Source organism: Lysobacter sp. N42 (assembly GCF_004344885.1).
In genome coordinates this window covers 218,867-238,758 of sequence record NZ_SKFB01000004.1, presented here as the reverse complement: position 1 = coordinate 238,758, position 19,892 = coordinate 218,867, and the positions used below count along the sequence as shown (strand labels likewise).

The window sequence follows — 19,892 nt, the reverse complement described above, 5'->3', positions numbered from 1 at the left end:
CTACTCCATTATGATTCTTAAATTAAGATACTGCACCTGCAGACAAAGTTCTGTATTCGTCCAACGCGAATTGGTCAGTCATGCCACTCACCATATCTTGCAATAGCCGGCAGCGACAATACATCTCCCATACTTCAGGGTCGTCATGTTTCTTGTTTTTCATTTCCACATAAGCTTTCACGTGCTTATTCGGCAAGCGATTGAATAGACGACTCTCGCGCAGCGGCTTATTTTTGGCATTGCTGTCTAAAAGTAGTGTGAAGTCCTTCTCGCTGAGCTCTAACAGAGGCGCATAGTGTTCTAATACACCCGTTAATATTTGATACCCCTGCAACTCTAGCGTTTCTACTTCCGGGGTAGAGAAAATATGCCGTCTAGCAACTTTTTTTAGCGTTTCAATAACGGCATGCTCTGGCGAGCCGTCTTCGAGTAATGCGCGGTTCAAGGAACCGTCAAAAACTTCTTCAATATGACCCACAAATTCTTTCGCAGCATGGTGTACCAGTGGATAAATCAGTAGTACTCGCAATTTAATGAAGAAAACGTGCGACTTATTAATGCTTTCTTGCTGCGCGGCCTCTAACGCTTGCTGCACAATGTCATTGAAGCTCAAACCATTGAAGTGTCGTGCATTGGGGTCTTGCTTGCATTGCTTCTGAAACTCTTCGCTAAGCAGTTTTACCAGTTCTTTCAGCGTCAATAAGTCTTTGTCGACCCCGTCTTCGATATCTGCGAGGCAGTAGGAAATATCATCTGCCGCTTCCATAACATAGGTCAAAGGAAAGCGATGTCCTGGGTCGATATCTAAGGCCTTCAGCAATGCTTTCACATATTCTTTTTCTGAATAGTAGAAACCCGGCTTTTTCTTCAAATAATCGAACGGATCGCCATCTTTTGGTTTAGCCTCGCTCGCAGCACGGGTGTATTTCAAAACACAGGCAGCTTGCGCGTACGTTAAATTCAACCGCTGTAGGTTTGCAATCAAACGTATTGCTTGGGCGTTTCCCTCAAAGTTAGCAAGTTCAATTTTAAATAACTGGGAATTAGATGTGTCTTTTTTAAAAGCCTTTAGGTACTTTACTTTTTTCTCGAACCACTGAGAAATCGCCGCTTCACCAAAATGACCAAACGGCGGGTTACCCATGTCGTGCATTAGGCAAGCCATTTCTACCAACGATTCAAATTCGCGATTCAGGTTCTTTAAACCATATTGCTCTAGCGCACCCTCTGTTTTCTGAAGCTCTCGAAAGATTTGCTGGCTAATGAATCGCCCAGTTTGTTGGACTTCTAAAGAGTGTGTCAGCCGGCTACGTACCGCCGCATTACGTTCTAGTGGAAATACTTGTGTTTTCTGCTGCAACCTTCTGATGGCCGCTGAATTAATAATACGCCCACGATCACTTTCAAATGCACGCAACAAGCTGCCATCACCGTCAAAGTCATTTGAGGCTACTGGACGTGTTGCGGTTATTTTTTTGGAAAAGTCTGTCATGTTGTTTTAGGCGTAAACTTATTTATTTTTATAATTTTAGTATACCCTAGCTGTAGATCAGCACCAATGCTCGTTATGCAATCACTTCATAACCCGACCAATCCGGCACAAGGTCTTGTGTATTTCCGTCTTTGTGCAAGTGAACATGCCAGCCTTCCAGCATATCTACCGTAAGTAAGTCGTCTAGTGCGTACAAGTTGTCTTTATGAGGCATATTTGTGCCCAGCATCAGTCGCTGCTTACCCAACGCTTTTGCTTCCTCAACCGAACGCGCCACGCACACCATAAACTCATGGGCTTCGGCTAATTGACCTTGCTTGTACCCACCAAAGTTTACGAAATAGAGTCTTTCGCTTTGCTCGCTAGGGTCGCTTTTTAATTCAATCTTGTATCCATCAACATGATGAAGTTGCACATAGCTATCTAAATGCAAACCTTTTTGCGTACCAAACCATTGCTTTCGAAGCTGTGGATAACAGTCTTCTATCGTTTCACCGACCACAAAACGTACGTCGTGCAGTTCTATGTTGGCTTGAGGCGCAGAACCACCCAAGTACACTAAAAACAACTTCATCAGTTTAAGTCTCATTTTTTCATTATTCAGGCATGTTAAACTAAGGCATTCCTTTCTTTAAGGAAAGAACTTAAAGAGAGAGCAAAGAGGAAGAGCTAGGAGCAATCATGTCGCAACAGGCGCGCTTTTTGAATTTGTCGTCGTTTTTCTGGCAGCCATGCCAACCTACGCCAGTGAAAGCACCACAATGGATGGTATGGAACCAAGACCTAGCTCAACAACTTAAGTTACCCGAAGAGCTCCAATATCAACATCGAGAAAGCCAAGCCTTAGACATTCTTGCAGGTAACCAAGAACTTCCTATATGCACAGCATTCGCAGCCACTTATGCCGGCCATCAATTCGGCTATTTTAATCCACAGTTAGGCGACGGTCGCGCTATCACCTTGGGCGAGGTTAAAGACAGCCACGGTGATTATTGGGAGTTGCAGCTTAAAGGCGCAGGGAAGACCCCTTATTCACGCTCAGGAGACGGACGCTCTCCTATTGGGCCCGTTATTCGAGAGTACTTGCTCAGCGAATATATGCATAAAGTAGGAGTTCCAACAACCCGTGCTCTTGCCGCTGTTGCCACTGGTGATTGGGTATATCGTGAAGACCCCGAGCCTGGAGCTATATTAACTCGCATGGCGCAAAGCCATCTGCGGGTAGGAAGCTTTCAATATGCTGCTGCGCATGGTGGTGCAGAGAAAACCCAAGAACTCGTCGAGTTTGTCATTCAGCATTATTTCCCCCAGCTCCAGCATGCCCCTTTTCCCGCGTTAGCGTTACTTGATGAAGTTGTGAACAAACAAGCTCAGCTAATCGCGCACTGGATGCAAATTGGCTTTATTCACGGTGTAATGAATACCGACAACATGAGCATTTTAGGCGACACCATAGACTACGGCCCCTGTGCATTTATGGACGACTTCAAAGCGGACCAATTCTATAGCTTTATCGATAAAAATGGACGCTACCGCTACTCGCGCCAGCCCGCTATTGCTCAATGGAACTTATCACGCTTTGCAGAGAGCTTGCTCACTATTCACATCCCGCAACGTGAAAGTCAGGAACAGGCTGTTGATGAACTCAAGAGCGTCATTCAGCAATTCAAGCCAAAATACGAACAAGCTTATTACAGCGGAATGCTTAAAAAGCTGGGAATGCCCGAAGTCGAAACCATTGCTACGCAAGATGTGCAACTTATAGACAATTACTTGTCGTTATTAGAAGCAGACCAACTCGACTACACACGTTCGTTCCTTGCGCTGGAAGCTCTGCTGGAAGAGGGCGAAACAGAAAATCTATTTCCTGCCAACGAAAGCTGGGAAGCATGGTTAAAAGAATGGAAAGAAAGGCTGAAGAACCTTCATATTCGAGAAGAACAGGCCGTGGCGACTATGCAAGCCACTAACCCGTCTGTTATTCCTCGTAACCACCTCATCGCACAAGCTATTGAAGAGGTAGAAAGTTCAGGGTCACTAAAACTGTTTAATCAACTGCAAGAAGTTTTCGCAACCCCATATAACCGCACTTTGGTGAACGATTCATTTGCTCAACCTCCACAACGCGGTCAAGAAATAGAGAATACCTTTTGTGGAACTTAATGGGTTCGCTTATTAGCAAGCATTAGTCTTTGAGCTTAACCGCAGTTCCGAACACTAAGATTTCTGCTGCGGACTGAGCCACTACGGACGTAGCAAAGCGAACACCAACAATTGCATCAGCTCCAAGATCTCGAGCTTCGTCAATCATTCGGTCAATCGACTGCTCACGCGCCTCAGCCATAAGCTTAGTATAGTCGTGTAGCTCTCCACCCACTATATTTTTTAAACCCGCAAGAATATCTCTACCCACATGGCGCGCACGAATCGTGTTACCGCGAACAATACCCAAAGTTTCCTCAATGTCCTTACCGGCAATTGTTTCCGTTGTACTAATCATAACGTGGCTCATAATTTCACCTTTCTATATTTATCTGTTTTTAAACTTTTAATACGTTGTCTTAAAACCATTACAAAGAGACCTGCAAAACCTAGGTATAACGCAGCAATCGAGGCGCGTAACCATACCGGTTGCGAAGTGTCTTGCCATAACGCTAAACCAAGCTCCCAAATGGCATAGCCACCCACAACTAACGCTCCTAAAATCACGAGCAACCAAGCAGTTGTGCCTAGCCATTTCGAAGGCTTGTCGTTTAATAATTTGTCGAGCTGCTCAATTTCGGCTGCTGTATGACCCGACTGCTCATGTAATGTCTCTTTTAAATCTGTATGCACGGTTTCAAGCTCCGCTAGTAGGGCTGAACATTTTTCACAACGCTTAAGGTGTAACGCTACGCGCTGCGACTCTGACTGCGACAACTCGTCGTCCAAAAAGCCGGACAATAGAGGTTCTATCGCTTCACATTGAATGGCTTTACTCATACCTCACCTCGCTCATTTTCCAAACCTTGTAACTTTTTACGCAGTGCCATTCGAGCTCTGTGCAATCTAGACATTACCGTGCCTCGCTCTATCCTTAGCACTTTTGCAATATCGTCGTAAGCCAACTCATTAAGCTCTCGCAACACCAGTATTTCTCGCATGTCTATAGGCAGCGCTGTTAACGCTTGATGCACCCTTTGCTTTCGCGAATCCTGAAGCCAGCTCTGCTCTGGTGAGCAATCCACTTCCACGTCAGTATTCTGCTCGCTGTCCGCAAACTTCTTTTGGCCGCGTAAAACATCTATACAAGCATTTCTCACTACCTTAAGAAGCCATGCTCGTTGAGCTTTGGCTTCGTTAGGAAGGCGAACATTCTGAAAGCTTTTCAAGTAGGCGGTTTGCACAATATCCGCAGCCTCGTCTGACCCATTCAATATTTGACGAGCCAGCGCTAAAGCGCCCGGATACCATTGCAACCACGGATGTTGATCTGATTTCAAAATGTCACCTCAATTTTCTGTGAGTATGTAATAAACGAGCGAGCTGAACGATTTATTCCATATTTTTGAAAGTATCTGTCATTTTTTGGTCAACTTCTTGTTGAAAAATGGGTTTTAGCTATAATTGTTAAATTATTTTAAACAAAACTACGCTACTTGACGGTAGTGTGAAAAGAACAATGTCAGGGTGTAATTCTTAACGCTCGTTGTATTAGCTCACTGCTTTTCGCTAGTGAAGTTTCTTAGTTGCTACACACGACTACGCTTTTCTAAAACTTAAGGCAGGCATTTAGAATGTTGAATATTCGCGCTTTTGCAATTGCTGCAGTAATTGCACTGTGGGCCGTCCCTAGCTATGCACAGACTGTAAATTCAGTTATATCAGAGGGCAGAGCGTTGTTAGAAAGCGAGCAAACTCAAGCCGCTTTTGACGTATTCCGTGAGCAAGAGTCTAAATTCGCGGGTAACCCTCAATTCGACTATTGGTTTGGCGTTACTGCATTTCGGGCAGGTGAACCCTTCGAAGCTTCAGTCGCACTAGAACGTGTTATTGCAAATCAACCACGTCACGCAGGAGCGCGATTAGAGCTAGTTGCGGTCTATATTCAACTTAACCAACTTACGCCAGCAGAGCGGCAACTCGATTACTTAGGCGGCTTAAATGCACCACCACAAGCACGTATTGCTATGCGTAGATTTCGTGAAGTTATTGCGGAGCGAAGAGAGCAAGCCAACCAAGACCCGCAAATGATCATGCTCTCACTAGACACCGGTTACGACAGCAACTTTCTAAACTACCCAGATTCATTCGACTTATTTGCAGGTACTATTTTACAAGGTATAGCGGTATTAGAGGCCGACGACACCATGTACAACACCATTCGTGGTGTCTATTACAAACGCTGGAACCAAGAGGACGGTTCTTACTTAGAAACAAGTGCAACCGGGCAGTCGCGTAAAAATCATAATAGTGAAGCAAGTATTTTTGACACTACAATAGTGCAAGCTGCTGCCACAGTAGGCATGCCAATTGATATGACGAGCGAACTTCGCTTCGGCGCAGAAGTAGCACAGCTTTGGTTAGACAACGACCGCTACCGTACTCACTCAGGTGTTTCCGTAGGCGTTCGGAAAGCCCTGTCTCAGCGTTCAATATTTAACGTTGATTTAGGGTATAGCGAATATAATCACGCAGAACAGCGCAATAACTTCACCAGCTGGGACATCGATGCTAGCTATATTTACACCGTGTCCGAGCGACTTCGCCTAAGACCTCAGTTCCAAGCTATCTGGGAAACAATGAGCAGAGAGCCTACTCGACAGGGTGGGGCTGCTAACAATTATAGTTTGTCGCTTACGGCAGACTGGGCACTCAATGCTAGCCACCAAATTTCTTCCAGTATTGGCTATGAACGCAAAGAATTCGACCAACTCGGATTTTCTGTATTTAACCGCGGGCAAGCGGCTATTCGCGAAGACGACAGTTATCGACTGCGGCTAGAGTGGCGCTGGGATATCAACCAACACTGGCGTACCACATTTTTCGCACAAGTTCGCGAGCAAGACTCAACGGTCAACTTTTTTGATTTAGACCAAAACCTCGTACAAGGGAGCATAAGCTATGTTTTCTAATCTTTTTAACGCATACAGAGCAAACCATGTCGGGGTGTTTTTAGCTTCTTGCCTCATTGTTGTAGCCTGCTTTTCAAGTACCGTCTCCGCTCAAGAGAGCGACACCGAAACGGCTGGCCAGCTCTTATTTACCCACGGTACTGTAGAAATCACACGCAATGAAGAAACCACGAGCGCTTCACGCGGTGAAGACCTTTTTAACCAAGATTTACTCATCACAGGCACGGCTTCCAGTGCGCAAATACGTTTTTCCGACAACAGTTTGATAGCCGTACGCCCAGAAACAGAGTTTCTCATTGAAAACTATGCCTACGACGAAACCAATCCAGAAAACGGCCGTCAATCAACACAACTCATTCGCGGTAGCTTACGCGCCATGACAGGTGCAATTGGCCAAGCGCGCCCAGAAAATGTGGAATTCAAAACCCCAGTTGCCACCATGGGTATTCGTGGCACTGTGCTTTCTATTGTTCATATTCCAGAGGGCTCTGGCAATTCAGAGCTTGCCTCAGGTACTTATCTTCAAGTTGAAAGCGGCTCCGTAGAAGTAGTTAATAATTCAGGAGCTCAATTAGTTAACGCGGGGCAAACCGTATATGTAGAAAATGAGAACACTGCGCCGGCCCCTGCTTCAAATGACGCTGTGAATTACTTTGCCAGCCAACAAACGCAGCAAGATGATGAAAACGATGAAGAAAACGACGACAGCAGCAAAAATAACGACGGTAATAACAATAACAACAGCGGCAGTGGAACGAGTAATTCGTCTTCAAGCTCGTCTAATAACAACCCTAGCAACCAAAATAGCGGAACTACGACACCACCAGACGACGCGAACACTAACCAAGGTGAGGACGATATAGAGGAGAATACGCCCGAGCCAGAACCGCTACCCGAGTTTGGCTTAGACTTCTCCCCATATGGTATTTTCGGCATTCTAGCGGGCGGTGACATTACCCCAACAGGTGAATTCACTATAGGAGACTACAGCACCCCTGCTCTGCGCTTTGACGGTGGGGAAACGTTCGAATCTGGTTATTTCAACACAAACCAGTATTACCCTGGCTCTAACTCAGACATTAACTGGGCGCGTTGGGCTTATGGTGACTATGAACTTGTAAATTCGATCCTAGAAGATGTAGATACCGGCCATGATTTTATGTATCTACTGACCAATAATCCGATTACTGACCTAGGCACATTCAACGATACATTTAATAGCACTAGTACTGGAACCACTAGCAATCTGCGCTTTAGCTTAGCTAACAGCCCTGGTATTTCATTGAGTAATGGGGAGTCGCTATACATTGGCGAGGACAGCTACATATCTGTTGGCACTCATGTTGTTTCCGATCTAGCAATGCACGGGACTGTACAAATTGTCATTAACTTCGGCTTCTCACCCTTCGAAGCTAATTACACAATGAGTAACTTAGTTGGATTTGCGCAGCTATTTGATACCTATATTAGGCTAATAGAACGTGGAAGCAACGTACTTTTAGCAGATGGTAAGCTATGGCTCGTTCCTAGCGGCAACGAAACATGGGGCTTAGATGCATTCCTTGCAGCATTAGAAGTTGAACTGCAAAACCCAGAATCAGACATAGAGGACAAAATCAAAGGCTACGGCATGTTAGCTTTTGTCAACGACTGTATCGTGAATTTCCCTTGTCCTTATTTTGAGTCCTACATTCCCGGTGAAAATGCTGGACCGAATTCAGAATATTTAGGAAGTAACGGTCAAGTGACAATTCATACAGACTCGGCAAACACTTTTCTGTCTGTTTTTGGAGAATCAGCTTGGGACAGTATTCGTACTGTAGTAGCCAAGCAAAACGCTGACAAAACATCAGGAGTACTATTAACAGAAGAAGAAGGACTGGTTTTAGGTGAATACGTAACGATCAATGGTGTCAACGTTTTCTGGGGTCATTGGCTCGGAGGCTCTTACCAAATTTATGACACCCCTGAAAATGAAGTGCCAACTTGGCTCGATAACAATACCAATTACCACTACATTTGGGTTTCTGAGAGTATAAACACCTCGCCCTCTGCCACTGGAGAGATGCAGTTTGAAATGGTTGGTGGCTCAGGACTAGTATCTGATAGCAGCGATCGTGTTTTTGACTTCCAACAGGGTGACATAACCGTAAACTTTGACGAAAACTCCATGGGTGTGGTGCTCATTTTTGAGGAAGGGGAAGGCGAAAACAAAATTGAAGCTATTTTGGAAGGTACTAACCTAGATTTACTTGCTTTCCTCAACAATGAGCAAGGCATCACATTGGTAACTGAGGATGGGCCGTTTGATTCGGCCAGTATGTTTGGTGGCTTTGCAGGCGAAGGGTTAGATGCGCTAATAGCTATGCTTGAAGCATCTCTAGGCGATGAAACCTTCCGCGGAACAGGTGTATTTGAATCGTATGAAGTAGCAGAAGATCTGCCGGAATGGGGGACGAACTTTTCTCCGTACGGTATTTTTGCAGAGCTTGCAGAAGGAACAACGTTCCCAAGCCAAAGCAATATCCTCGACTTTTACAGTACATCTAGTCTCACCTTCGAGGGGTTAATTGCATTAAGCCCGGACAACTTTAGCCAAGGTGGTTTCAGTCCGACAGGCGCTTATTACAACGCAAATTCAAATATTCAATGGGCTCGTTGGGCGAATGGTTATTACACTTTATATGACTCGCTCGGTGAAACCGTTGAAACGCCATTCGACTTTATGTATTTGGTTACTGACAGCTTAATCGCTAGCGATGACTTTACAGATATAGTTTCGCAGTGGCACACCGGTCAAAACCTTACTTTCAGCCTATTTGACAGCCCTGGCGTGACCCTGAGCAACGGCAATAGCTTTTCCATTGGCTCTACCTCGCATATTTCTTTAGATACCGAATCTCAAGAGATTAAAGTGGTCATAGACTTTAGCTACGACATCGAAGAGTTTGACGGCAGCCTTGAAGGGCAAGCCAGTTTTGCAGACTTATTTAATACCTTTATCGCGCTAACTTTAGCCGGAGAAAATTCCAGATTTAATTTCGACGGCACTCGTCTTGTGACAGCATTCAGCGGTTCCGACGAATGGGGGGTAGACTCTATTCTTACCTCTTTGTTTATCCTTTTTGAAGACGAAGAAACCCAAGAGCAAGTTGAAGGTTATGGCATGCTGGCTTTTGTGTATGACTGTGTAGTGAACTTCCCTTGCCCTGCCGTTGGCTCTTCCGAGAGCTTAGCGAATAATGATATGGAGTCCGCTGCGACGTTAGGCGGTAACCTCGGCACAACCGTAAGGTCTAACGCACAGAACAGCTACATGGATGAGGGGCTAAGGTTACTCGCTCAGTTAAATCAGTCACAAGAACTTAGTTTCTTAGCACTGGATTCAGACGGATTCGGCCTGTTCGAACAACGAGGTACATCACTTAACGTAGGTGATTCAGAACTGTTTTTCGTGTGGGGGTACTGGGAAGCAGACAGTTACGATTTATACGAAAATGGAGCAACCTTTAACGATATCAATCCGCTCAGCACGTCTTCAAATTATCACTACATTTTAGTCACTGAGTCTTACACCGACGAGTTACCTTCAATCGGCGTCAGAAATTACGAGTTTGTAGCAGGCTCAGGGTTAGTTTCAGAGTCTGATGGTAGCGTGATGGAAATGACAGAGGGTCAGATAAGTGTTGACTTTGAAGACGAATCACTCGGCCTACTGTTTATATTCGATAATGACAATAACGAGGTCACTCTTAGAGGGAGCGTTGATGATCTTTGGGCATTCCTAAACAACGGAGCCTCAATCACCCTAGAGGGACAAGACTTCGATTCTGGCTCGATAGCAGGTAGCTTTGCCGGGGCCAATATGGAAGCCTTAATGGCGCTTATTCAAGCTACCTTCAATGATAATCAATATGCAGGAACGGGAGTGTTCGCATACACACCACCTATTGACGTTGATGAATATGGTACCGGATTAACCTTATCAGGGTTTCTTGGTAATGGGGCAACACACTTAACTTACACTGGCGAAGGTAACAATTTCTATTTTACTGGCTTTGAATCCGAAGACTTAATCTTCGTTGGTGAAGATTTCAACATCAATGATCAGGATATCCCATTATCATTTGTAGATTTCAGCATGAGTGACTGGAACCTAAACAGCAGCAATCGTATATTGTGGGGTGTGTGGGATGCTGGCAGTTATTCGCTCGTGGACAGCGCAGGATATGAACGAACCACGACTCAACCATTTGTTTACCTTTATGCTAGCGAACAGCTAGGTACCGTTGATTCCGTTGAGACGGCTATCGCGAATAACCACAGTACAGAAACGACCATGAAGTTTCGTTTTGGAGGTGGTGAAAGCGTATTCTTAAGTAATGGAGAATTCTTTAACGTTGGCCCTGAGTCGTCGCTTACCCTAGACCTCAGCGACAACTCAATGGATGCTTTTTTCTCGTTTGGTTACACCGCTGAAGGCGGCTCTGTTGCTCGGTTCCTTGAAGGTAGCGGCTCTATTGAAGACTTCTTCAACAGTTATATTCGATTAGATGAAGAAATCATCGTAACGAGCAGTGAAGCAGAAGAAGTCAGCGCAATAGTCGATTTTGCAAGACTATACGGTATCTTCGGCGGTAGTGAGAGCTCAGGCATAGACTCAATTCTCGCAGGTCTCTATGTCTCGCTAATCGGCAACGAGCCAGTAGACGGCTTTGGCATGTTCTACTTCCTCTACTGCTGGATGGGGAATTCGTGCGATATACCGAATTCAGACCCAAGCAACAACGTAGGCACAGGGCTTTCTATTGCTGGCTATTTGGAGCGAGAAAGAGACCTGAGTAACTCCAATTTTGCCGCGCTTGGTTCAGGTGGCACCTATCCGACGTACCTTCAGAACAGTGAGCTAACATTTAACGCAAGCGGCGACCCCGATGTTATAGAAACAGTTCAGGTCAGTGAATGGAACGAAGACAGCAGCACAGAAATTAGTTGGGGGTTATTCTCTCCGGAGCAATATACACTTACTAATAGTAACGGTAACGGTGTAACTAACGACCATTACTTCCCTTATCTGTTCTCTGATCAAACCTTATCCTCTCCTGGCGAAGTCGAAACTGCCGTTTTGGCGAACCATTCTGCTGAAGGCACCATGACCTTTAAACTCGGTGGTGGAACTGGCGTTAATTTGAGTAATGGCGAAGTAATAGCGCTCGATGAAAGCAGCCGTGTATACATTGATGTAAACGCTGAGTCGGTAACCTTCGAGCTCGACTTTACTTACAGTGCAGAAGAGCTCGAAATTATTCGCACACTCTTCGGCAATGGTTCAGTCGAAGAATTTTACAATAGTTACATTGAGCTCGAAGAAACGAGCTCTGCCAACAAAATCGTAGAGCTAGCCAGAATGTATGGTGCATTAACTGGAAATGAAGAGACCGGGATAGATGCGCTTTTAACGGGCCTTTTCTTAGCTATAAAAGACGCTTCAGGTAACAATGCCCACGGTTTTGGCCTCCATTACTTCCTGTATTGTTGGATGGGCAATACCTGCGAAGAAGAGGTAGTGGAGTTAGCATACGGCGGGCTCATGGATTATGGCTACTTCCCAAGTGCAACTATTGGAAGTCAGTTTTACAGCACAGAAGACGCGCTTGGCTCGAGTGTTTGGCATCCAGAACAGCTTGCCGATGAAAATCGCGTATTTAGGCTAGAGGATACCCCCACAAACACCAATATGTTCCTCAGCAGTGCTTACCATGCAAACTCAGGACCTGGTCAGGCGAGTTATTGGGGCTTTTACGATACGGGTACTTGGAACTTCTATGACCTAGGTGATAGCGATTACCTCGAGCCTCTCAACGGTTCTGGTAGCCGGCCATTCCATTACGCGTTTACTTTTGACCCTTTCAACCTTAATACTTTTGCAGATGCGGATGTTGTATTAGACGGTTACACGGGGCCAATGAGCTTTAGACTTCTCGGAGCAACCCCCGTTCACTTTGCTTCAGGTGAATACTTGGCGACACAGTCTTCCAGTTCAGTAACAGTCGATCCGATCAACAACACTGTCTCGTTCCAAATAGACGTCGCGTACTCAGGAGAGGGTTTCGACTTTATCCACAAGCTGGCAGGAACTGGTGATATCGAAGCGCTTTATAATCACTTTATTGAGCTTACGGATCAAAGCTCCAATCCTATTGTGGATACCGCTAGAATATTTGGTCAACTTACCGGGACAAACATCGGAGCCGGCACCATTGGCAACATGAACAACTATCAGAACGTCGGTGGTTTACTTGCGGCATTGTTAGTTTCCTTGATTGGTGAGGAAACCGACTTTGGTATGGGTACGATTGCATTCGCACATTGTTATTTGAACAACGACTGTTCGTTTACCAACTTACCCACTATTCCAGGTATGAATTTAACCAATGCGGGTATTCTCGACAGATCGCTTGCCCAAATGGCATCGGAAGGAACAACAGTCGTCGAAGAAGTGAGTGCTGGTTTCTCTGCTCCGACCCACGTAGAAACCCAAGCGTACACCTTTACGGTTGATGAATTTGCAATTCCTCTGTACTACGACACATATGACCTAAGCTTCATGGATTCAAATATTCAAAACAGAATTCATTTAGGTATCTGGGAAGGTGGCTCTTATACATTGCTCAATCAATGGGGCGATGAAATGGACAACAGTGCCGATATGCCGTATCTGTTCTCCGACAATACACTTGGCAGTTCTTACATGGTTGAGACGATTGCCGGCGCAAACCACTCTGGCGTTTTGCAGTTTGATTTATTCCAAGGAACAGGAATGCAGCTTTCAAACAATGCCACGTTCGCACTTCTTGCCGGTAGTCACCTACAGCTCGATCTAGATGCTGAATCTATTTCAGAGCAAATCTCGGTCAGCTTAGAGTATTTCTACGACACGGCAATGACACCTTCATACCTAACAGGCAGTGGTTCTGTGGCGCAATTATATGAAGGCTTCATAGCCCTGAACGATCTGGGTTCAGACATAGATTACAACGACGCACGTTTTTATGGCTCGTTCGCAGGTGATATGAGTTGGGGCTTAGACTCCTTCCTTGCAGGACTTTATGTCGACTTCTTGGATGGTTCTGAACATGTAACAGGTTATGGTCAGTTCGCATTCCTTAGCTGCTTACTATCTATGCCTGGATATACTGAAACTAATATAGCCTCTGGCTGCGGTGGCGGTGGAGGCTTCGATCCTTCGTACACATTAGTTTCAGACTACTACGTGGGTAAAAGCCCTGCGGTATTCGCGGTTAATAACTCCATGGGCTATCGCGCACTAGACACCGGTGAAAATAGTGCCTTCTTCGATATTTTCCAGAACGGTAATCCGGTTTTAGTATCTTCCGGAGAGGCATTCTATGGAGGTACCGGATATCTATTTAATATCATTTCAGAAAATCCAACCGCCGACTGGGACGGTGGAACTGAATACGTAGACACCCTTGGCGGGGTTGAACAGGAAGAGGTGCAATGGGGTTATTGGGCGCCAAACTCTTATGAGCTAGAGGAGTCTTATGACGAATATACTCAGTACCCTCTGGATACTAATGACCGCTTCTTCTATATGGTGGTGAGTGACACGACCGACGTAACCATGCTGCCAATTTTGCAGTCTGAAATTGGCTCTGCAACATTTGCGCTTAGTGGTGGTTCTGGCGGGCTAATTAATACGCAAAATGGCAACTTCAGTGCGTTAACGGGCGGCTCTTTATATGTAGACTTCACGGGCGAAACCTTTGATGTTGATTTACAATTCGGTGCCGGTAATTCGCTTTCTGCATTAGAGGCGGATATTTTCGCTCTATTTAACTACACACCAATTACTCTAGACGGAACTGGAGTATTCGGCGGAGGCAGCTTGCAAGGCACCTTTGTTGGCCCTGAAGCTGAAGGGGTAGCTGCAATGATTAGCGCATGGCTAACCGCGAACGAAGAAACCTTGCGAGGCATTACGGTATTTGAGCGTATTCCGTAAACGCTCTAACTCATACCGAAATCTAATAAAAACCAGTGCAGCCCGCACTGGTTTTTTTATGAGATTTACTGCCATACTGGGTCATACACTATTACTCGGGAGTTTTAACCGTGCAAAGCCAATCATTTAAAAAGTTATCCCTAGCTGCCGCCATTACATTGACCTCCGCTTGCTCTGCCATAAGTGCCCCAAGCGTTGCTAATGAAACAATAAGAATAGACTCACAACTCGAACAGCAAGTCATTACTTGGCGTCGAGATCTTCATCAAAACCCAGAGCTCAGTAACCGTGAATTTAGAACCTCTCGCGTGGTTGCGGAGCACTTGGAAAGCCTGGGTATTGAAGTTCAAACCGGTATTGCTCATACCGGTGTAGTCGGCATTCTAGAAGGTGGAAAGCCAGGACCGTTGGTTGCACTGCGAGCTGACATGGATGCCCTTCCTGTCACTGAACAAACCGACGTTCCTTTCCGCTCAACAGCAGTTGGCGAGTATCGTGGCGAAGAAGTTGGCGTAATGCACGCGTGCGGACACGATTTGCACGTAGCTATGCTTATGGGAGCTGCTGAATATCTAGCTGAGCACAAAGAAGAGATTGCCGGCACAGTCATGTTTATTTTCCAGCCAGCAGAAGAAGGCGCACCTCGAGGTGAAGAAGGTGGTGCAGAACTGATGCTAGAGGAAGGCCTGTTTGCCGAACAGATGCCAGATGCAGTGTTTGGTATCCATGTTTGGAGCGCTGGAAACACAGGAACTATAGGTTATCGCTCAGGTCCGCTTATGGCGTCTTCAGACCGGTTCGAGATCAATGTTAAAGGTGTACAAACTCATGGTTCACGCCCATGGGGTGGTGTAGACCCTATCGTTGCTGCGGGACAAATTATTACCAATGTTCAAAGCATCGTAAGCCGCCAAGTAGACATCACTAAAGCGCCAGCCGTAGTGAGTTTTGGTATCGTAGAAGGCGGCGTTCGCAACAACATAATTCCCGACGAAGTGTATTTAGAAGGTACCATTCGTAACTTCGACATGGACATTCGCCAATCTATCTTTGAGCGCCTAACCACGACCGCCGAGCACACAGCCGCAGCTAGTGGCGCTGAAGCACATGTGCATATTGATGAGGGCTACCCAGTCACCATTAATAACCCTGAGCTCACCGCACAAATGCTTCCGACAATGCGAGCAGTGGCTGGTGAAGATAACGTGAAAGAAAATGCGCTGGTGACAGGTGCGGAAGACTTCTCGTTCTACGCACTAGAAACTCCGGGTCTATTCGTATTTCTGGGTATTACTCCGCCAGACCAAGACCCAGCAACTGCACCGAGTAATCACTCACCATTCTTTTATGCCGACGAAGATGCATTAAAAATCGGTACGGAAATGTATATTAACTGGGTGTTTGACTACGCCGCGCTTTAATTAACGCTCATACAAAAAGAGCCGCTTCAAAGCGGCTCTTTTTATTCATCACATTGTCGAACCATTACTGATTCGGTCAATTCAGGATGAGCAGGACCTGCAACAAATCCGCATTCATTACTTCCACACATGAATCCATATACGCTTTTAACTTCTCCGAACTCACGTACTTCAGCAACCGCTTTCCCACTCTTTATATAGAATCGACGCTCTTGACGACTCGTTGGCGCTACAAGTGGAACAGGAACCACCGCCACAAATGCCCCAATTCCTTGCCAGTTATACCCTTCAAAATAAGAGAGCACTTCACATTCGCCCTGACGTTTAATTCGGTCAGGTTCGCCGTGGCGTGCGATAATCTCTGCACGTACTAATTGAGCATGCTGTTGCGCATGCTCGTATGTTCCGTAAGTTCCAACGGCTAAACCCACACAGCCCTGAAGTAACAGTAATGGCGCGAGTAGCGCTAACTTTCTCACTCGGCAGAACTTTTTGCAGTGATAGTATCTAAACCATGACCGTGAGGGCCCTTTTCCGTTACCCAAAGCTTAAAGGCGAAGAACAAGCCAAATAGCGCGAGGAACGTATAGAACCACATTCCAGGCGTGTAACCTGCAATATTGTCTGGGCTAGCACCATAATGGGTATTAAGCTTACCTATCACTAGCGGTACGACCGCCCACCCCACTTGCTGACAGAATGTCATCAGTGCATAAGCAGAGCCTATTCTGCGCTCATCCACAATGTAGGCCACTGAAGGCCACATCGCAGCTGGAATCAGTGAAAACACAACCCCGAACAATAGCATCACAATAATCAACGTTAGCGGAATCATAATTTCCGTTTCACCAAAGCCTAAATCGATAGCGGGACCTGGTGGTAAATAGGTGGCAAGCATAAAGAGTGGTGCCATCACTACAACACCGACCATCATAAATACGGCTCGTTTACCGACACGGTCGATGAGCAGCCCGAACAATGGTGTCGCAATTATCGCAGCCATTGGTAGTACGCTATTTAGTGTACCCGCAGCCTGGCGAGAAAGACCGTGTGCTTGTTGGAAGTAGTCGATAGCAAAACTACGGAACGGGAAAATAGTAGCGTAAAACACCACGCATAACGCCACCACGTACCAGTACGAGCGTCCGAAATTATAAATGTCTGACCATTTTAGCTTTTCAGTTTCTTCAGCTTCACCAAGCTCATATTGACTCTCAGCTCGCTTCTCAGACATCCAATAAAGCATGGCAGCGGTTACCGAAACTGCGGCAACACCTGTAGCTAACCAAAGTGGGTCTTGCCAATTTGAGTACAAGCCGCTAGCGAAATTGGTCGATTGGTCTGCAGAAAAAGAACCTAAACGCGAAATAGAAAGGTTTAAACCAAACGCTAAACTAAGTTCACGGCCTTTAAACCATTTCGCTAGCGTTGCCGTTGCCGCCACAATCAATGGCTCGGAGCCCATACCCAACAAGAATTGTCCGGCTAGCATGGTTTCAAAATGCGGAAACGCGGTTCTCAGTACCGAAGCGAGTAAACACACCACCGCAAAGAAGAAAATAGCTTTCTTTGTACCGAAACGGTCGATGATATAACCGCCAAGCAGTAGCACTAGCAAAGCTGCAATATTATATGCCGAGGTAATTTGACCAATTTGGTCGTAGCTAAACCCTAGGTCTTGTTGCAATAAGTCGTAAACAGGACCAAGTGCGTCATAAATATAATAGTTGCCAAACATTGCCATGCTAACAAACAGCAACACGAGCCAACGCATCACCGGCGACGGTTGGCCCGCCGAGGTTTGAGCTTGTTGAGTCATAAGAATTCTCTTTTATTTATTGTTCTAAACGTTCGAGTGTAACGACTGGATAAGGAATCTCCAACACGTGGTGGCGTTCTTCTTGGAAAAAGTTGATCACCGAAAGCGCGTCTAAACCACATTCTACACCTTCAGCATCGCAATCTGGCGCTTGGCCTTCGTAGATGGTGAGTAAACTTCCTTGCGCATTTCGCTCTACTCTCTCCACGAGATATGCATGAAATGTTTCGTCTTGAATCACCACGTCTATACGATCAGAACTTTCCTTTTGCGCTTCATAAATACCATTCCAACCATCATTGCCTGCTGCGCTGTAGCCGCTCATAACCACTTGGTAAACCTGCTCGTCTTGCAAGGCTTCCCAAACCGGCTGCTCTAATGTTCCACGGTTAACTTCTATGTGAGTAATTTCTCCAGCAACACCAACCTCAGTCTCTTCAAAGGTATACCGAAGATTACCACCATAAGGATATTTACCCGCGTGAGCACCAGGTGCCAGCGTGCTCTCTATCACGTTATCCAGCAGCGCGCGTACTTGCTCCCCAGTTAACCCTAAAACTGAAAGGAAAGAACCAAACGGCAAAACTTCTAGCGATATATTACCTTCACGAATTTCACCTTGGCTTAAAGGCTTGCGAATACCGCCCGCGCCAATTAAAGCGAAGTCCGGTGTAACGCCCGTTAATTCAATAATCTCGGGTTTTAAGAAATAGCGGTATTGAGCATACGCTATAAGCGGCGCTAAATCCGACCCATGCTTGTCACTTCCGTAACTACCAGGCAAACGAACATGGTTTATATTTTCGGGAACAAAACCAATAATATCGCCGTAAGCTTCACGCATTTCACCTTGGTAACGGTTCACAATGTGTTGTTGTAACTCTGCTTCCGGAGCTTGTACACGAATGCCTTCAAGCTGTTGCACTTGCCCTAGAATTTCTTCGTGGTTAGGGTAACGCTGCGCTTCGTCTCTGGAGTCAGCCTGGAACAAACGGTTCCCTACCAGAACTGTATTTCTTCCTTCGCAGTTACTTATCGCGCCACTTTCATCAAAAGTAACCGCTAACTGACCTATGGCTTGGGCGTAATACCCGGCCTGAACCACGCAGGTCTCTGAAGTGCCATTTGGGTTTTGTACACGAGACGCGTAAACGGGGCTTTGTTCCCAACCTATATGCGAGAAGTCACCCAATAATGTATGCGAGTGGCCACCCACAATCACATCGATACCGTTCACCTGAGCCGCAACCTCTCGGTCAATTTGGTGACCGATATGTGTGACCGCAACGACTTTATTCACGCCAATAGCATGCAGTTGGTTTATCTGTTGTTGCACGCTTTCCACCATCGGCAAAAAAGCTACGTTACCCGTATCTGGAGAGATGTTCGGCATGTCTTCTAATACCAAACCAACAATGGCGACAACTTTCCCTCTCTGCTGTTCGGTAAAACCGTCTAGCTCATCTAAAGTAACACGGTGCTTCTGCCCCTGCTCGAAATGGTACAAAACATAGGGTAGTAAGTTATTCTGATCCGCTAAGCTTTGGTCTTCAGAAGCGTCGATATTGGTCGCAACCAGTGGAAAGTTAACGGCATCTATAAATGCGTCGAGCTTTTCGTTATCTAAATCAAACTCATGATTTCCTAATGCCATGGCGTCTAAGCCAAAACGAGAGAGTACGTCGGCATTCATTCTACCTTCATTTAACAGAAAGTATGCGCTGCCCTGCCATGCATCCCCTCCGTGTAAAAACAAAAACGGCGTATTACTTGCCTGCGCTTCTGCTCGGGCGCTATTGGCAGCAGAAAGCAAACGTGGGTGACCACCTATATCAAGGAAAACCGAATGGGATTGGTCGTTGTGAGGAACAACCATATTTCCCTCAACCGGCTCGAAGGCAGAATGGGTATCATTAATATGCGCAATAGTGAGCTCAAACTCTTCCGGCTTATGTGTTTGGCATGCCAACAAAACCGTTGAAAGAACAGTAACCGCCGTTAACTTCAAAATATGCTTCAT

The 19,892-nt window shown here is 45.9% G+C and carries 12 protein-coding genes; 4 read left to right on the top strand and 8 right to left on the bottom strand.

Features of this window, described 5'->3' with window-relative positions:
- Positions 1-22 precede the first annotated feature (22 nt).
- Positions 23-1,492 carry a dGTPase gene (dgt, locus tag EYQ95_RS10365; RefSeq protein ID WP_111915813.1) on the bottom strand — a complete coding sequence of 490 codons (1,470 nt, stop codon included), beginning with the start codon at positions 1,490-1,492 and terminating at the stop codon, positions 23-25.
- A gap of 73 nt (positions 1,493-1,565) precedes the next feature.
- Positions 1,566-2,066, bottom strand: coding sequence for a DUF1543 domain-containing protein (locus EYQ95_RS10360; protein WP_111915993.1), 501 nt, complete (start codon positions 2,064-2,066; stop codon positions 1,566-1,568).
- 107 nt (positions 2,067-2,173) lie between these two features.
- Between EYQ95_RS10360 and EYQ95_RS10355 the strand changes: the two genes are divergently transcribed.
- A complete protein-coding gene (locus tag EYQ95_RS10355) occupies positions 2,174-3,655 on the top strand; it encodes a YdiU family protein (protein ID WP_111915814.1) in 1,482 nt (493 codons plus the stop codon).
- A 22-nt stretch (positions 3,656-3,677) separates the two neighbouring features.
- On the opposite strand, the gene EYQ95_RS10350 is transcribed toward EYQ95_RS10355, so the two are convergent.
- From EYQ95_RS10350 to EYQ95_RS10340, 3 genes are read right to left on the bottom strand one after another with little or no spacing between them, the layout of a single operon-like run.
- A complete protein-coding gene (locus EYQ95_RS10350) occupies positions 3,678-4,004 on the bottom strand; it encodes a YbjQ family protein (RefSeq protein ID WP_111915815.1) in 327 nt (108 codons plus the stop codon).
- Positions 4,001-4,474 carry an anti-sigma factor gene (locus EYQ95_RS10345; protein WP_111915816.1) on the bottom strand — a complete coding sequence of 158 codons (474 nt, stop codon included), beginning with the start codon at positions 4,472-4,474 and terminating at the stop codon, positions 4,001-4,003. Before EYQ95_RS10345 ends, EYQ95_RS10350 begins: the two co-directional genes overlap by 4 nt.
- Complete coding sequence (locus tag EYQ95_RS10340; protein ID WP_165831980.1) at positions 4,471-4,974, bottom strand: sigma-70 family RNA polymerase sigma factor; 504 nt, start codon at positions 4,972-4,974, stop codon at positions 4,471-4,473. Before EYQ95_RS10340 ends, EYQ95_RS10345 begins: the two co-directional genes overlap by 4 nt.
- A 294-nt stretch (positions 4,975-5,268) precedes the next feature.
- Between EYQ95_RS10340 and EYQ95_RS10335 the strand changes: the two genes are divergently transcribed.
- From EYQ95_RS10335 to EYQ95_RS10325, 3 genes are all read left to right on the top strand, one after another.
- A complete protein-coding gene (locus tag EYQ95_RS10335; protein ID WP_111915818.1) occupies positions 5,269-6,606 on the top strand; it encodes a hypothetical protein in 1,338 nt (445 codons plus the stop codon).
- The gene (locus EYQ95_RS10330; RefSeq protein ID WP_111915819.1) at positions 6,596-14,632 is read left to right on the top strand and encodes a FecR domain-containing protein; all 8,037 of its coding nucleotides are present in this window, start codon (positions 6,596-6,598) and stop codon (positions 14,630-14,632) included. The genes EYQ95_RS10335 and EYQ95_RS10330 overlap by 11 nt, the downstream gene beginning before the upstream one ends.
- A 110-nt stretch (positions 14,633-14,742) precedes the next feature.
- A complete protein-coding gene (locus tag EYQ95_RS10325; RefSeq protein WP_243699895.1) occupies positions 14,743-16,053 on the top strand; it encodes an amidohydrolase in 1,311 nt (436 codons plus the stop codon).
- A 41-nt stretch (positions 16,054-16,094) separates the two neighbouring features.
- On the opposite strand, the gene EYQ95_RS10320 is transcribed toward EYQ95_RS10325, so the two are convergent.
- The 3 genes from EYQ95_RS10320 to EYQ95_RS10310 are packed head-to-tail and all read right to left on the bottom strand — an operon-like array spanning position 16,095 to position 19,892.
- Positions 16,095-16,532, bottom strand: coding sequence for a hypothetical protein (locus EYQ95_RS10320; protein WP_111915820.1), 438 nt, complete (start codon positions 16,530-16,532; stop codon positions 16,095-16,097).
- Positions 16,529-17,872 (bottom strand): MFS transporter, encoded by a 1,344-nt coding sequence (locus tag EYQ95_RS10315; RefSeq protein ID WP_111915821.1) that lies wholly within the window; start codon positions 17,870-17,872, stop codon positions 16,529-16,531. The genes EYQ95_RS10320 and EYQ95_RS10315 overlap by 4 nt, the downstream gene beginning before the upstream one ends.
- A gap of 16 nt (positions 17,873-17,888) precedes the next feature.
- Positions 17,889-19,892: a bifunctional UDP-sugar hydrolase/5'-nucleotidase gene (locus EYQ95_RS10310; RefSeq protein ID WP_111915822.1), complete on the bottom strand. Its 2,004-nt coding sequence runs from the start codon at positions 19,890-19,892 to the stop codon at positions 17,889-17,891.

Excerpts from the sequence above, each read along its gene's own strand:
- dgt (WP_111915813.1), bottom strand. The coding sequence starts at position 1,492 with ATGACAGACTTTTCCAAAAAAATAACCGCAACACGTCCAGTAGCCTCA.
- EYQ95_RS10360 (WP_111915993.1), bottom strand. The coding sequence starts at position 2,066 with ATGAAGTTGTTTTTAGTGTACTTGGGTGGTTCTGCGCCTCAAGCCAAC.
- EYQ95_RS10355 (WP_111915814.1), top strand. The coding sequence starts at position 2,174 with ATGTCGCAACAGGCGCGCTTTTTGAATTTGTCGTCGTTTTTCTGGCAG.
- EYQ95_RS10350 (WP_111915815.1), bottom strand. The coding sequence starts at position 4,004 with ATGAGCCACGTTATGATTAGTACAACGGAAACAATTGCCGGTAAGGAC.
- EYQ95_RS10345 (WP_111915816.1), bottom strand. The coding sequence starts at position 4,474 with ATGAGTAAAGCCATTCAATGTGAAGCGATAGAACCTCTATTGTCCGGC.
- EYQ95_RS10335 (WP_111915818.1), top strand. The coding sequence starts at position 5,269 with ATGTTGAATATTCGCGCTTTTGCAATTGCTGCAGTAATTGCACTGTGG.
- EYQ95_RS10330 (WP_111915819.1), top strand. The coding sequence starts at position 6,596 with ATGTTTTCTAATCTTTTTAACGCATACAGAGCAAACCATGTCGGGGTG.
- EYQ95_RS10315 (WP_111915821.1), bottom strand. The coding sequence starts at position 17,872 with ATGACTCAACAAGCTCAAACCTCGGCGGGCCAACCGTCGCCGGTGATG.
- EYQ95_RS10310 (WP_111915822.1), bottom strand. The coding sequence starts at position 19,892 with ATGAAGCATATTTTGAAGTTAACGGCGGTTACTGTTCTTTCAACGGTT.